Below are 14,053 nucleotides of genomic sequence, written 5' to 3'. Positions count from 1 at the left end.
GGGTTGTATGACGGCGGCTGCCGATCCGCAGAAACCAGGCGTCTGGGCGACATTCCGCGACGCTCCCGCGGCGGCGAAGACGATCATGTTCGGCGTCATCGTGAATCGCCTCAGCGGCTTTCTCGTGATCTTCCTGGTCCTCTACGTGTCGGCGCTCGGCTATTCGACCGCCCAGGCCGTGTTCGCCCTCGGCGCCTACGGAGCCGGCGGGGTGGTGGGCACGCTCGTCGGCGGGGCGCTGTCCGACCGGTTCGGGCCGCGTCTCACGATCGCGGCGAGCATGGGGCTCAGCGGCCTGCTGATCGCTTTCATGCTGGTGCCGAACCAGTATCCGCTGCTGTTGGTGGCCAGTGTGCTGGTCGGCGTCACCTCGCAGGTTTTCCGGCCCGCCTCCTCCACCCTGCTGTCGGACCTCACCCCCGCCGACAACCAGGTGATGATCTTCGCGATCTGGCGGTTCGGCCTCAACGTCGGCTCGACCGTGGCCCCGATGCTCGGGTTCGCCCTCTACTACCTGGACGGCAAGCACTACACGGTGGTCTTCCTCACCGAGGCGATCGTCGCCGTCGCGTACGCGGTGCTGGCCTGGGTGATGTTGCCACCCCGGGACGTGGTGCGGACCATTGCCGCGCCCGTGGAGCACGACCCCGCCGCCGGCTCCGGCCGCGGCGGTTACCTCGCGGTGCTCCGGAATCGCCGCTATGCCGTCTTTCTGCTGGTGGCTGCCGTCCACACCATCGTTTACCAGCAATACCTTTCGACGCTGCCCCTGACCGTGAACGAGGTCAAGCTGGACGTCTTCTGGTACACGCTCGCCGTCTCGCTGAACGGTTTGGTGGTGATCGCCCTCGAACTGCCGGCGACGAAGGTGGTGCAGCGGATGCCGATGCGGCTTTCGATCGCGATCGGCCTCGCCCTCATCGGAATCGGGGTCGGCGTGTACGGGCTGCCGATGGTGCCGGCGGTGATCATCGGCGGGACACTGCTGTGGACGATCGGCGAGATCATCAGTGGCCCGTCGCTGTTCGCGTACCCCGCGGTCGTCGGTGCCGGCCCCCTCAAGAGCCGTTACATCGGCAGTTTCCAGTTCGCTTTCGGCCTCGGCAACACGGTCGCCCCGTTGGTCGGCGGCTGGTTGTTCCTCTCGCTCGGAACCGCACTGCTGTGGCCGCTCCTCGGCGCGGTCGAGGTGCTCGTCGCGGTGGCGGTCCTCGGCCTGGTCCGGGTGCCGAAGAAGACGCCGCCGGCCACCGAACCCAACGAAGTCCCGGCCGAGACGGCATGATCGACCACATCCTGTATGCCACGCCGGATCTCGAGTCCGGTGTCGACGACCTGAACCGGCGGTTCGGGGTCCGTCTTTCGCCCGGTGGCCGGCACCTCCAGCTCGGTACCCGGAACTACCTCGCCGATCTCGGTGATCGCACCTACTTCGAAGTGCTGGGCCCGGACCCGGACCTGCCGGCCCCGGCGCACGGACGGCCGCTCGGGATCGACGACCTGACCGAGCCGCGGCTGTCCACCTGGGCGGCCCGGGTGGACGATCTGGACGAGGCCGTGCGAACCGCCACCGCGAACGGGTGCCGGTTCGACCCGATCGTGGCCATGTCCCGGGACCGGGGCGACGGTGTCCACCTCGCCTGGCGGGCAGCCGCCCCTTCGGAAGGACAGGGGTTCGGCGGGGTCATCCCGTTCCTCATCCAGTGGGAGACCGACGCGTACGCCGCCGAACTGTCCACCAAGGGCATGCACCTGGTGTCCTTGGTCGTGTCGCACCCCGACGCCGCGATGGTGCGGGGGCATCTGGACTCGCTCGGCCTGGCGGACGGCGTCGCCGTGCGGCAGGCGGCGGAACCTTCCCTGCAGGCGACGCTGCGGACCCCGGCCGGAGAAGTCACCCTGGGGTGATCGCTGCCGGCCGCCCGGCGCGTGTCAGCGCGGGCCGTACACGATGACCGCGTTGCCCCACGCGTCCTGGACCACGGCCCGGGTTTCGTGGGGTCCCTGCTCCGGCGCCCGCACGACAGAGCCACCGGCGCGCACCACGGCGTCGAGCGTCGCGGCCACATCGGACACCTTGATCGAGGCTGCGGGCGCACCGCCGGTGACGTCCTCGGCCGCACCCACCAACGCGAGGGTGACACCACCGGCGTCCAGCGCGGCGTACCGGTCGCCGTCGGTGAACTTCTCGGCGAAACCGAAGGCGGCAGCGTAGAACGCCACGGCCGCGCCGACGTCGGACACCGGGTGTTGCACCTGCCGCAGCTGCGGGCCGTCGCTCATCAGCGGATCCTCCCCTTGGTGCACGTCAAACTACCGGCGCCGAGTCGCGCCGGACCACCCGCCGGACGGGTGTTTCCCAGTGCCCGCCCCGCCCCTGGACCGTCGCGTGCTCCGCCAGCGTCTCGATGAACGCCCCGGTCAACGGGTCCGGGGCCGCGCGCGTGTATGCCGTCAGAGTGCGGTGGATCGGGACGCTCGGCCGCAGCACCCGGCCGTCGAAGCGGGCCGGCAGGACGTTCGCCGGGACCAGCGCCGGGCCGAGGCCCGCCGCCGCGAGGATCGGGGCCGCCGCCGTCTGCTCGGTGCGGACCGCCGCGCGGGGGCGGAAGCCCGCCGCCGCGCAGGCCGCGTCGACCAGCTCCGCGAGGCCGTTGCCCGGCGCGTAGTGCACCCAGGCGCAGCCGGCGAGCGTGGCCAGGTCGACCTCGCCCGTGCCGTCGTCCTCGCCGGCACCGTCGGCGGGCAGCACGACGACGAACTCCTCCACGCCCAGCTCGCGCACCGGGCCCGCCCAGTCGCCGGGGCGCGGGCCGAGCGCGACGTCGGCCTCCCCCGCCGCCATCGCTTCGCGCAGCTCGTCGGCGTGGCGGAACTCGATCAGCCGGACGTCGACCTCGGGCCGGTCGCGCCGCCACACCCGCAGCGCCGGAGGCAGCACGCCGAGGCTGACCGAGTACACCGTGGCGACCTGCAGCTCGCCCGCCGTCGTCCCGGAGGCGAGCCGGGCGGCGCAGCGCGCGCGTTCGGCGTCGGCCAGCGCCGCCCGCGCGTGCGGCAGCATCGCCCGCCCCATCGGGGTGAGGCGGACCGCCCGCGGCAGCCGCTCCAGCAGCGGGCCGCCGAGGCTGCGTTCGAGCGCCCGCATCTGGTGCGACAACGCCGGCTGCGTCACGTGCAGCTGCTCGGCGGCGCGGGTGAACGAGCCGGTGTCGACCACCGTGACCAGGTACTCCAGCTGCCGCAGGCTTGTCATGAACTCAGTTTATCGACTTGGTGATAACTAAGCCTTGGACTTATCGAGCTATTGCTCCCAGCCTGGAGGCATGGAACGCAAGACAGCCCTGGTCGCCGGGGCCAACGGGATCATCGGCCGCACGCTCACCGAGCACCTGCGCACGAGCGGCTGGGACGTCACCGGCCTTTCCCGTCGCGGCGGCCCCGGCACGATCGCCGTCGACCTGCTCGACCCGGCCGACACCCGCGCGAAGCTCGCCCCGCTGACCGGCACCACCCACCTGTTCTACGCCGCCTACCAGGACAAACCGACGTGGGCAGAGCTGGTCCCGCCGAACCTGGCGATGCTGACGAACCTGGTCGACGCCGCCGAAGCGGCCGCACCCGGCCTGGAGCACGTCAGCCTGATGCAGGGCTACAAGGTGTACGGCGCGCACCTCGGCCCGTTCAAGACCCCGGCGCGCGAGACCGACGCCGGACACATGCCCCCGGAGTTCAACGTCGACCAGCAGCAGTTCCTCGAACGCCGGGCGGGCACCTGGACGTGGTCGGCGATCCGGCCGTCGGTCGTCGGCGGCACGGCGCTGGGCAACCCGATGAACCTCGCGCTGGTGATCGCGGTGTACGCGTCGATTTCGAAGGAACTCGGGCTGCCGCTGCGTTTCCCCGGCAAGCCAGGCGCGTACGACAGCCTGCTGGAAATGACCGACGCGGGTCTCCTGGCCTCGGCAACGGTCTGGGCAACCGGGCACCAGGGCGCCTTCAACATCGCGAACGGCGACCTGTTCGCTGGCGCGAACTGTGGCCGAAACTGGCGGCGTACTTCGAGCTCGACGTCGCCCCGCCGCTGCGGATGTCACTGGCGGACGTGATGGCGGACAAGGGCCCACTGTGGACTTCAATGGCGGCGAAGCACGGGCTTTCGGCGTCCTACGCGGACGTCTCGGCCTCGTGGGCGTTCGCCGACTTCGTGTTCGGCTGGGACTACGACATGTTCGCGGACACGTCGAAATCGCGCCGCGCGGGCTTCCACGAGTACGTCGAAACGGAGCAGATGTTCTACCGGCTGTTCGACGAGTTCCGGAAGGCGCGGGTGATCCCCTAGCCGCCGACCCCGCGGCGGGAGATCACCGTCGACCGGATCCGGACCACCCGCTCGTCCAGCCGCCGCAGCTCGCGGAACGGATTGGTGATGGCGTGCAACCTGGTGGCCTTCTCGCGGAAGAGCCCTGTGGTCACGGCCGTCATGACGAGGGCACCCGACAGGAAAAGCGGCCATCCGATCCACTCCGCCAGCGTGACCACGGACAGCGTCACGACTCCGGGCAACGACAAGATCAGACAGGCGATCGTCGGCAAGAAAGAAAACAGGATATCGCGACCGGCGCTCTCCAAGATCCAGACGAGGAGGAAGCCGAGCAGGAACCCCGCAACCATGACGAGCGTGCCCCAGCCGAACCACGCCGCTCCCCACGGCCACCAGCCGAACGCGGTGCCGGTCGCGCGTACCGCTCCCACCAGGTAGGGAAAACCCAGCAGCACGGCCAGAGCCGCGTTCGCCACGGGCTCGAGGACGAACGGGTTCCGCAGATCCTCGCCGGAGGTCTGCCACTGGTTCTCGCCGGCGTCGAACCCGGCGGCGCAGAGCCTGGTCGCCAGCTCCACCAGGACGGCGGTGGGCAGCGTGTCCAGCAAGTTCCGGTAGCCACGGCCCACGCCGGCCCGCGTGAACAGCGCCTGCGCGAGCCGGCGGGACTCGGCCGGATCTCGTTTGTGGATCTCCTGCAGAGCTTCCCCGTTTCCCCAGCGGTCGCCGACCGGAAGACCGAGTGAACGCGCGGCGCGGACGATTTCGAGGTCCAGCCCGGCCAACGCGGTGTAGTCGTACTGCCGGGATGCGCCCCGGACGCCGATCGGCATGGCCAGCCGCGGGTCCACCCGGCCGATGTCGGCCGGCATCCTCGCCGCGACGCGGTCGTCGATCAGGTAGCCGATCCGGCCCATGACCTTGGTGAGGTTCCCCCGGCCGCCGGGGTCGAAGGGTGCCCACACCCAGTCGTACCGCTCCCCCGGCGGGTTCCCGACCTCGACGTGCGCCAGCTCGTCCTCGACGTCCGGGCTGTTCACCAGCGCCGCCAGGCGCCAGGCGGCGCGGACGGCGACATCGCTTTCGTCCCACAACAGCTCGGCCAGCGCCGATCCCGCCGAAGCCGTCCCGACGGCGGCGATGTCGTCGATGGCGTCGAGCGATCCCGCGGCGGCGCGTTCCGCGAGGACCGGGATGGCGAGTTCTCCGGTCGCCCGCAGGGCTGTCCGGGCCGCGGGGACCCACACCGCCAGATCACTGAGCGTCTCGACCGCCGACCGCAGCCGGGACGCGGCCAGCGCGTGGATCGCGAACGCCCGCCGCTGCCGCGCGGCCCCCATGAGGCGGCCGAGCAGGGCCTTTCCGCGGGGGCCGGGGTCCGCCGCGACGGCACCCAGGGCCGCCGGCACGAGCGGGTCGTCGTCCGGTGGCGGCTCGAAGTGGCCGAGCACCTCGTCCGCCAGCCTCGCGTCGATCTGGCGGGCCTCGGCCAGGCATTCAAGCGCCAGGAGCTTGTCGCGCCCGTCACCACCGAAGATCTTCCTGACGACCGGCGTGCAGTCGCGGCGGGCGCCCCCGCACCAGAGCTTCACCGCCTCACGCCACCGATCGGGGCTCTCCCCGTACAGCGCCAGCAGCCGCTCCGGGTCGTCCGCCAGCTCCATCGCGGCCAAGTACTCCTGGAGGGTGAGGTGCGGGAACTCGTAGAGCAGGTTGTTTTCGTCGACCCGCACCAGCAGGCCACTGCGGTCGACGATTTCGTCGAGCATGGCGCCCGCGTGCGTGGCCTCCAGGTTGAACCGGGCGAGCACCTGGGTGATGGTCGCGATCAGCTCGGCCTCCGGCACGGCCCGCCGGTCGGTTCCCGGCGCCATCGCGCCCTGGGCCCGGACCGCGATGGACCGCAGGGCCATCAGCTTGTGGCCGGCCTTGTAGGTCGCGAGTCCACGGGCGCGGCCGAGTTCGGAGTCGCGCCGCAGCAGGTGCCACACCGCCGTGTCGTAGAACTCGGTGCGCGAGCTCGGCAGCACCGGCCCGAGCCCGGGATCCGCGTCGTGCAGGGAGGCGATCATGGTGAGCAGCAACGGGGTCCGGGCCAGCCGCATGACCGACGGGCTCGCCCGCAGTCCGCCCATCATCTGTTCGACCTCGTACCGGGCGTCGCGCCCGGGCTGCTTCGATGTGAACCAAAGCTTCAGGAACCGGCGGATGGCGGCATCGTCGAAATCGGTCAGCCGGACCTCGTGGTCGAACTGGGGGCGCAGTTCGTGGTCGTAGACGGCGTCGCGGCAGGTGACGATGATTTGACAAGCCGGCCACTTCTCGGCGAACTGCTTCAAATCCCGCGCGACTTCCGCCCGGCGGTCCGTCACGGTTTCGTCGAAACCGTCGCAGAGGATGCTCAGCACCCCGTCCGCCAGGGCCCGGTCCAGGAACCGTTCCGGTTTTTCCAGCCCACTCCGGGCGAATGCGTCCGCGACGAGGTCACGGATGTTCCGTTCGCCGCGATCGTGGCGGAACAGCTCGACGAACACCGGGATGCGCTCGAAGGCGGCCGGGTCGGCCGCCCACTTCACCATCGAATTCTTCAGCAGCATCGACTTGCCGGCGCCGGCGGCGCCGAGCACGACTGTCCTGGTGCGGGTCCGGATGCTGCGGTAGACGTCTTCGCGGCGCCCGTCGACCTCGTGCTGGACCGGCACGTAGACATCGCTGACCGTCACCTTGGTGTTGGCCAGGAAACCCAGCGCGTGACTGTTGTGATTCGCATTGACAGCGCTCGCGTACCGCCGCTGGCCCCGCGTTCCCAGCGTGCGGCGCCGGCTGCGGAACACCGCGGGCCAAAAAAGCTGACCGAGGTGTTTCGCGCCTTCACCGAAAAACTGCTTCGCCAGGAAGCCGACGATGGCGAGTGCCGTCGTCACTACGGCGGCATAGGTCCATTGGTTCGGCACGACCGGGCCTTCGCGCTGGGTTCCGGCCTTCCGGTTTAGCAACCCGGGCGCGGGACGGTCGATACCGGCCTGGTGTCTTCACCTGAATGTCGCAAGGCGTTCCGAGCTCAGCCGCGGCCGATGAACGGCATGGTCGTCGCGGTGATGGTGAGGAACTGGACGTTCGCGTCGAGCGGCAGCCCGGCCATGTACCGCACAGCGTCGGCGACGTGCCGGACGTCGAACGTCGGCTCGGCGACGACCCGGCCGTCGGCCTGCGGGATGCCCGCGGCCATCCGTTCGGTCATCTCGGTGGCGGCGTTGCCGATGTCGATCTGGCCGCAGGCGACGTCCCAGGGCCGCCCGTCCAGCGAGATCGACCGCGTCAGGCCGGTGACGGCGTGCTTGGTGGCGGTGTAGGCGACGCTCGCCGGGCGCGGGGCGTGTGCCGAGATCGAGCCGTTGTTGACGATCCGGCCGCCACGGGGGTCCTGCTCGCGCATGAGCCGCACGGCCTGCCGCGCGCAGAGGAACATCCCGGTGAGGTTGACGTCGACAGTCCGCTTCCAGTCCTCGACGGACAGGTCGGCTACCGTCCCGCCGGCGCTGATCCCGGCGTTGTTGAAGAGCAGGTCGAGCCGCCCCCACCGGGCGCGCACGGCGTCGAACAGCGCCTCCACCGCCTGCTCGTCGGAGACGTCGGTGGGCACCGCGAAGGCGTTCTCGAAGCCCGAGGCGGTTTCGTCGAGGGCGTCGGCGCGCCGCCCGGCCAGCGCGACCTGGTAGCCGTCTTCCAGGAGCGCCCGGGCCACGGCCCGCCCGATGCCCGACCCCGCCCCGGTGACCACCGCCGTTTTCGCCATCCCGCCTCCTAGACTGCGCGCATGGGACTTCGCGAGAGTTTCCGCGCCGGGCTCGCCCGGCAGCTCGGCCACCCTAGCGGCCTGCGGGGCCGGATCGTCGGCGCGATGCTCAACCGCCGGAACCGGGAGGCCGTCGTGCGGGCGGTCGCGGCGCTGGCGCCGACCGGCGGCGAAACCGCGCTCGACATCGGCTTCGGCGGTGGCCTCGGCCTCGCCCTCCTGCTGAACGAGGCCGGCGTGGTGCACGGCGTGGACATCTCGGCGGCGATGCTCGACCGGGCCCGCCGGTCGTTCCGCGCCGAGATCGCGGCCGGGCGCCTGGTGCTCGGTGAAGGGTCGATGACCGCGCTGCCGCTGGCGGACGGCTCCGTCGACGCGGTCGTTTCGACGAACACCGTCTACTTCGTCGACGACCTCGCCGCCGCGTTCGCCGAGGTCGCCCGGGTCCTCCGGCCGGGTGGCCGGTTCGTGCTGGGCATCGGCGACCCGGACCTGATGGGCCGCTCGCGGATGCTCACCGACAACGGCTTCCGCATCCGGCCGGTGGCCGAACTCGAGTCCGTGCTGGCGACCGCGGGACTGTCCCTGCGCCGGCACGAGCGGTTCGCCCACGGCGGCCTCGGCTTCCACCTGCTCGTGTCCGGGAAATGACGAGCGGGGCCCGGCACGCGCCGGGCCCCGCTGCCGGAAACCGCCTTACTTCGCCGCCACGCCCAGCGCGGCCAGGGCCGGGCCGGCCATGATCACGCCGTTGCCGGTCACCGTGTCGAAGCCCGAGGTGCCGAGGTCGATCGCCGACGAGACCAGCGCCGTGCGGATCTGGGCCGGGGTGGCCGTGGGCTTGCCGGACAGCAGCAGGGCCGCGATGGCCGCCGCGTGCGGGGCCGCCGCCGACGTGCCGAAGAACGGCTGGAAGCCGGTCACCGACGTCGCCACGCCGTCCGCCGCGGTGATGTCCGGCTTGCTGCGGACCGTGCCGCCGGTCGAGGACACGTTGCCCGGGGTGATCGCGGTGCCGTCGGCGTTGTAGAACAGGCGGCGCTTGCCGTCGGAGGAGAACCGCTCCCACTTGCTCGACGCGGTGAACAGGCCGGGGTACGGGCCGGCCGGGTTGGCCGGGTCACCGGTCTCCAGGGGCCGGGTGAACGCGCCCGCCGCCGGGGCCGCCGCGACGCTGAAGGCGTTGGCCGCGGCCGAGTGGCCGTTCGTGACGCCGTTGGTGCTGAAGGCCTTGAGCGAGCCCGAAGCCACGAAGCGGCCGCGGATGACGTTCAGCGCGATGAACCGGTCGGCGCCGCTGTACTTGACGACCGCGACCTTGTAGCCCGAGCCGGTGGTCGGCACGCTGGCGATCTCGTACGGGTTCTGCGAGCCGGACTGCCCGTTCTCGCTGGAGGCCACGACGCTGCCCGAGGAGTTCAGGATGAACAGGTCGTAGTCGTTGGCGGACTTGCCCCACGGGTCGGACCAGAACAGCGTCACCGGCTTGCCGAGCGAGCCCGCCGAAAGCGCGTCGAAGTTCTGCGTGGTGCTGCTCGGGTCGAAGTCGTGCGGCGTGCCGGTGACGCCGCTGATCTTCGTCGAAGACGCGCGGAAGTCGCCTTCGTAGTAGCCGCTGGTGCCGTCGGTCGCGTTGCCCGAGTTGCCGGCCGAGGAGAAGTAGAGGACGCCGGCCGCGGTCACGTCGTTGACCGCCTGCGCGACCTGCGTGTCCTGGAACGGCGATTCGTCGAAGTAGGAGACGTCGTCGACGATGATCTGGCACTTGCCGGTGGTGCGCAGCGCGCGGATGTTCGCGGCGAAGCTGGCCTCGCTGGTGAACGCGGTGGCGAAGCCGAGGGTGGCGTTCGGCGCGAGGTCGTGGATGATCTCGAGCATCGCGGTGCCCTCGTCGCCGCTGCCCTTCTGGCCGGACAGGACGTCGACCGCGGGCAACTCGCCGGCGCTCTGGGACTTCGCCAGGGAGTCGACGCCGTCGGAGAGCACGCAGACCTTGGTGCCGGCGCCGCTGACGCCGTAGGTGGCGCGGGCGGCGTCGGCGCCGTGCGCCTTGTCGCCTTCGGACACCTGCGTCGCGGCGGCGGCTGCCTTGACGGCCGCGGGCGCGGCGGCGTCGCGGTTGCCCGGTTCGCGCCAGGTCATGGCCTGCGCGGCGGGCTTCACCTCGACGACGTCGGCGCGGCCGGCGATGGTGTCCAGCGCGGACAGCGGCAGGTCGGCGCGGACGGCACCGTCCGGCGAGGCGAAGCGGACCGTGCCGCCGGCCGCCTTGACGGCGTTGGCGACGCCCTGGTCACGGGAGGAGATGTCGACCGCGACGGTGCCGGCGGAGCTCACGCCGACACCCGAGCGGTACTCGGGCAGCTTCGCGGCCAGCGACCGGTCGGCCCGCAACCGCTTCTCGACGACCAGCTGGCTCGATTGCTTGCGTTCCGCGGGGCTCAGGCTCTTCTTGATGCTCTGCAGCGCGCTGATGCCCGCCTCGGTGCGCGCGGCCGCGGCGTCCACGGTGGACGGCTGCGCCGCCGAAACCCCGGTCGTCAGCAGCAGCGTGCCGACCGTCAGCGGAACCGCGTGCGCGGCGACCCGGCTGAATCTCACCATCGATGTCTCCCTGTGGTACTCGGTCACTCGACCGAATGACACCCAACCGGGTGTAATGGGGAGAATCTAAGGAGCGACCGGCCCGGATTCCAGCGACCAAAGTCGGGAAGCGGCTTCGGTCCACATGCTGGAACGATCGAGGAAACGTGAGAACTATTCTGCCCCGGCCGTGCCCGGTCTCCATTTCCCGGTGCGCGGGGCCGCCTCGGTGTACGGGTAGGCCGGGGCACGCCGGGTTCCGCGGCTCGGTGGTGGTCGACAAGCGTGAGGATCACGACGGGAAGCGCACCCGCGGTGCCGATCTCCTCGGCGCCGTCGAGTCACCGCACCCCGGCGCACGAGCAGACGGCGGGAAAGGCGTCGATCGCGGCCTCGGCGCTCGCGAACAGAGGGCACGGCGTGCGAAATTCGCTTCGCACCAAAGGTGCACGTGCGTCGGGGCACGGCCGGTCAGGACGTTCCACACGGTCTGCACGACGCACCCGGCGGTGAAGTACCAGCCCGGCAGCCCGAACCCGCGGGCCCGCCGCAGCAGCTCGACGAGAACTTCGTTGCGCGCCAGGGCTTCCTGCAGCCGATCGGGGTCCGCCATGCCGCCATCGTAGAACGGCGCACGGGGCAGCGGCCGGAAACTGTCGGTGCCCTGCCCTACGGTTCGTGGCATGGCCGAAATCGAAATCCGCCGCGCCACCCCGGCGCAGGCCGGCGCGCTGACCGCCTTGGTGCACGCTTCCGCGGCCTACCGAGGCCGCTACGCGTCCATCTTGGACGGTTACACGATCACCCCGGGCTACGTCGGAGCCAACCCCACGTTCACCGCCACCGGAGATCGGCTCCTCGGCTTCTACGCGCTCTTGGACGCCGAACTCGACCTGCTCTTCGTCGCCGACGAAGCCCAAGGGCTCGGCATCGGCGCGCGCCTGATCGCGCACATGCTCGCCGAGGCGCGCAGGCGCGGGCTGGCGAGTGTGCGCGTCGTCTCGCACCCGCCCGCGCTGCCGTTCTACCTGCGGATGGGTGCGCGCCGCACCGGCACGATCCCGGCGAGACCCCCGAAGGTCCGCTGGGAACGGCCGGAGCTGCGCTTCGACGTCCCTACAGGTTGATCATGTGACCGGCGAGGCCGTGGACGGCCTCCTTCACCGCTTCGCCCAGTGTCGGGTGGGCGTGGACGTTGCGGGCCACCTCGTGCACCGTCAGGTCCCACTGCTGGGCCAGCGTCAGCTCCGGCAGCAGTTCCGTGACGTCCGGGCCGATCAGGTGGCCGCCGATCAGCTCCCCGTACTCGGCGTCGCTGATCAGCTTCACGAAGCCGCCCGCGTCGCCGAGGCCCTGGGCCTTGCCGTTTGCGGTGAACGGGAACTTCGCCACCTTGACGTCGAAGCCCTTCTCGCGGGCCTGCTCCTCCGTCCAGCCGAAGCTCGCGATCTGGGGCTGGCAGTAGGTCGCGCGCGGGATCATCGGGAAGTCGAGTTCCATGGTCTCCGCGCCCGCGATCGTCTCCGCCGCCACCACGCCCATCGACTCCGACGCGTGCGCCAGCATCAGCTTCGCCGTCACGTCGCCGATCGCGAAGATGTGGCCGACGTTCGTGCGGCCGCGGCCGTCCACCGCGATCGCGCCGCGGTCGGTCAGGGCCACGCCCGTCTTCTCCAGGCCGTAGCCCTCCACGCGCGGCTGGAAGCCGATCGCCTGCAGCACCTTGTCGGCTTCGAGGACCTGCTGCCCGTTCTTCTCCGACGACACCGTCACCCGCACCGAGGAACCGGAGTCGTCGATCGACTCGACGCGGGTCGACGTCAGCACCTTGATGCCCAGCTTGCGGTAGCGGCGCGCGAGTTCCGCCGACACCTCCGCGTCCTCCAGCGGCACCATCCGGTCCAGGAACTCGACGATCGTGACGTCGACGCCGTAGTTGTGCAGCACGTACGCGAACTCCACGCCGATCGCGCCCGCGCCGGCGATCACGATGCTCGAAGGCAGCTCGCTCGAGAGGATCTGCTCTTCGTACGTGACGACCCGCTCGCTGCGGGAGGTGCCGGGCAGCAGCCGCGTGGTCGCGCCGGTGGCGATGATGCAGTGGCCGAAGGTGATCCGCTCGCCGTTCACCTCGAGGGTGTGGTCGTCGACGAAGGTGCCGTGCCCGTCGAACTCGGTGATCTTGTTCTTCTTCATCAGGAAGTGCACGCCCTTGACGCGCCCGTCGGCGACCTTCCGGCTGCGCTCGTAGGCGGCCGTGTAGTCGACGCGGATCGGGCTGTCGGAGGAGATGCCGAACGTCTTCGCCTCCTGGGTCACCACGTGCGCCAGCTCGGCGTTGCGCAGCAGCGCCTTCGACGGGATGCACCCGACGTTCAGGCAGACGCCACCCCAGTACTTCTCCTCGACCACCGCGGCGCTCAGCCCCAGCTGGGACGCGCGGATCGCCGCGACGTAGCCGCCCACTCCGGCCCCCAGCACGACGACATCAAAGTGTTGTGCACTCATACGCCCGAAGTTACCCCTTCGGCCAGGCCCGGGCGGGGTGACGCCGACCTCAGGCGGCGACCGGGCGCTGCTCGCCGCGGATCGACTCCAGCAGCGCGGTCACCGCGCCCATGATCCGGGCCGTCGCCTCCTCCAGCACCTCGCGGGTGAGCGGGCGGTCGCGCAGGTCCGAGAGGTCCACCGGCGGCCCGGCGACCAGGTCGACGGTCTTGCGCGGCACCATCCGCGGGAACTTCGCCGTCGACGGCAGCAGGTGGTGGGTGCCCCAGTTGGCCACCGGGATCACCGGGGCCCCGGTCTCCAGCGCGGCCCGCACGATGCCCGTCTTGCCGCGCATCGGCCAGCCGTCCGGGTCGTTCGAGAACGTGCCTTCCGGGAAGACCGCGACGCACTCGCCGTCCCGCACCGAGGTGACCAGGTCGCGGTAGGCCTCGGCGGCCGTCGCGGCGCCGCGGTAGACCGGGATGTGCCGCCCGGAGCGCATCACGCGGCCGACCACCGGCAGCTTCCACAGGGACGCCTTGGCCAGGTAGCGCGGCACGCGGCCGGCGGCGAGGCAGAACGCGGTGAGCGTCGTCGGGTCGGCGAACGACAGGTGGTTCGACGCCACCAGCACGCCGCCGGTCTTCGGGATGTGGTGCGAGCCCCGCACCCGGAACCGGGTCGTCTGGGCGAGGAACTGCCAGACCACCTCGATGGCGAAGCTGTACCAGGCGCCCCGGCCGGCGCGGGCGAAGCGCCGGCCGTAGGCGATCATCTGGCGCCGGGTGAGCAGCTCACCTTCGAGGTCCAGGGCGGTCCAGCGGTCCATAGCTGTCATTCGTAGCCCACGGCCGGCCGGA

The 14,053-nt window shown here is 71.0% G+C and carries 12 protein-coding genes and 1 pseudogene; 5 read left to right on the top strand and 8 right to left on the bottom strand.

The features are described 5' to 3' along the window. Positions 1-7 precede the first annotated feature (7 nt). Together AB0M93_RS38000 and AB0M93_RS37995 are read left to right on the top strand one after the other, a co-directional pair. The gene (locus tag AB0M93_RS38000) at positions 8-1,285 is read left to right on the top strand and encodes an MFS transporter (protein ID WP_364283429.1); all 1,278 of its coding nucleotides are present in this window, start codon (positions 8-10) and stop codon (positions 1,283-1,285) included. After that, positions 1,282-1,908, top strand: a complete 627-nt coding sequence (locus AB0M93_RS37995) for a VOC family protein (protein ID WP_364283426.1) — start codon at positions 1,282-1,284, stop codon at positions 1,906-1,908. The genes AB0M93_RS38000 and AB0M93_RS37995 overlap by 4 nt, the downstream gene beginning before the upstream one ends. Before the next feature lie 24 nt (positions 1,909-1,932). On the opposite strand, the gene AB0M93_RS37990 is transcribed toward AB0M93_RS37995, so the two are convergent. After that, positions 1,933-2,283 (bottom strand): VOC family protein, encoded by a 351-nt coding sequence (locus AB0M93_RS37990; protein WP_364283423.1) that lies wholly within the window; start codon positions 2,281-2,283, stop codon positions 1,933-1,935. A 25-nt stretch (positions 2,284-2,308) separates the two neighbouring features. Then, positions 2,309-3,256, bottom strand: a complete 948-nt coding sequence (locus tag AB0M93_RS37985; RefSeq protein WP_364283420.1) for a LysR family transcriptional regulator — start codon at positions 3,254-3,256, stop codon at positions 2,309-2,311. A gap of 70 nt (positions 3,257-3,326) precedes the next feature. On the opposite strand from AB0M93_RS37985, the pseudogene AB0M93_RS37980 reads away from it, so the two are divergent. Continuing rightward, positions 3,327-4,342: pseudogene (locus AB0M93_RS37980) on the top strand (SDR family oxidoreductase). Here the strand turns inward: AB0M93_RS37980 and AB0M93_RS37975 are convergent. Further along, a complete protein-coding gene (locus AB0M93_RS37975) occupies positions 4,339-7,248 on the bottom strand; it encodes an NACHT domain-containing protein (protein WP_364283417.1) in 2,910 nt (969 codons plus the stop codon). The pseudogene AB0M93_RS37980 and the gene AB0M93_RS37975 overlap by 4 nt on opposite strands. 137 nt (positions 7,249-7,385) lie before the next feature. Further along, complete coding sequence (locus tag AB0M93_RS37970; protein WP_364283414.1) at positions 7,386-8,120, bottom strand: SDR family oxidoreductase; 735 nt, start codon at positions 8,118-8,120, stop codon at positions 7,386-7,388. A gap of 21 nt (positions 8,121-8,141) precedes the next feature. Between AB0M93_RS37970 and AB0M93_RS37965 the strand changes: the two genes are divergently transcribed. Beyond that, on the top strand, positions 8,142-8,771 hold the full coding sequence (locus tag AB0M93_RS37965; protein WP_364283411.1) for a class I SAM-dependent methyltransferase: 630 nt from the start codon (positions 8,142-8,144) through the stop codon (positions 8,769-8,771). 45 nt (positions 8,772-8,816) lie between these two features. Here AB0M93_RS37965 and AB0M93_RS37960 read toward each other — a convergent pair whose 3' ends face one another. Both AB0M93_RS37960 and AB0M93_RS37955 read right to left on the bottom strand, forming a co-directional pair. Next, positions 8,817-10,724: a S8 family serine peptidase gene (locus AB0M93_RS37960; RefSeq protein WP_364283409.1), complete on the bottom strand. Its 1,908-nt coding sequence runs from the start codon at positions 10,722-10,724 to the stop codon at positions 8,817-8,819. A 271-nt stretch (positions 10,725-10,995) separates the two neighbouring features. Next, positions 10,996-11,316, bottom strand: coding sequence for a nucleotidyltransferase family protein (locus AB0M93_RS37955; RefSeq protein ID WP_364283406.1), 321 nt, complete (start codon positions 11,314-11,316; stop codon positions 10,996-10,998). 70 nt (positions 11,317-11,386) lie between these two features. Here AB0M93_RS37955 and AB0M93_RS37950 point away from each other — a divergent pair, with 70 nt between their 5' ends. After that, positions 11,387-11,830, top strand: a complete 444-nt coding sequence (locus tag AB0M93_RS37950) for a GNAT family N-acetyltransferase (RefSeq protein ID WP_364283404.1) — start codon at positions 11,387-11,389, stop codon at positions 11,828-11,830. On the opposite strand, the gene lpdA is transcribed toward AB0M93_RS37950, so the two are convergent. After that, on the bottom strand, positions 11,820-13,211 hold the full coding sequence (gene lpdA, locus AB0M93_RS37945) for a dihydrolipoyl dehydrogenase (protein ID WP_364283401.1): 1,392 nt from the start codon (positions 13,209-13,211) through the stop codon (positions 11,820-11,822). The genes AB0M93_RS37950 and lpdA overlap by 11 nt on opposite strands. Positions 13,212-13,260: 49 nt before the next feature. Beyond that, positions 13,261-14,022 (bottom strand): lysophospholipid acyltransferase family protein, encoded by a 762-nt coding sequence (locus AB0M93_RS37940; protein WP_364283398.1) that lies wholly within the window; start codon positions 14,020-14,022, stop codon positions 13,261-13,263. Between the last annotated feature and the right edge of the window lie 31 nt (positions 14,023-14,053).

It is taken from the genome of Amycolatopsis sp. NPDC051102 (assembly GCF_040682815.1).
Classification (GTDB): Bacteria; Actinomycetota; Actinomycetes; order Mycobacteriales; family Pseudonocardiaceae; genus Amycolatopsis.
Note: the sequence above shows the minus strand (reverse complement) of the source record. Positions and strands in the feature narration are given on the sequence as shown.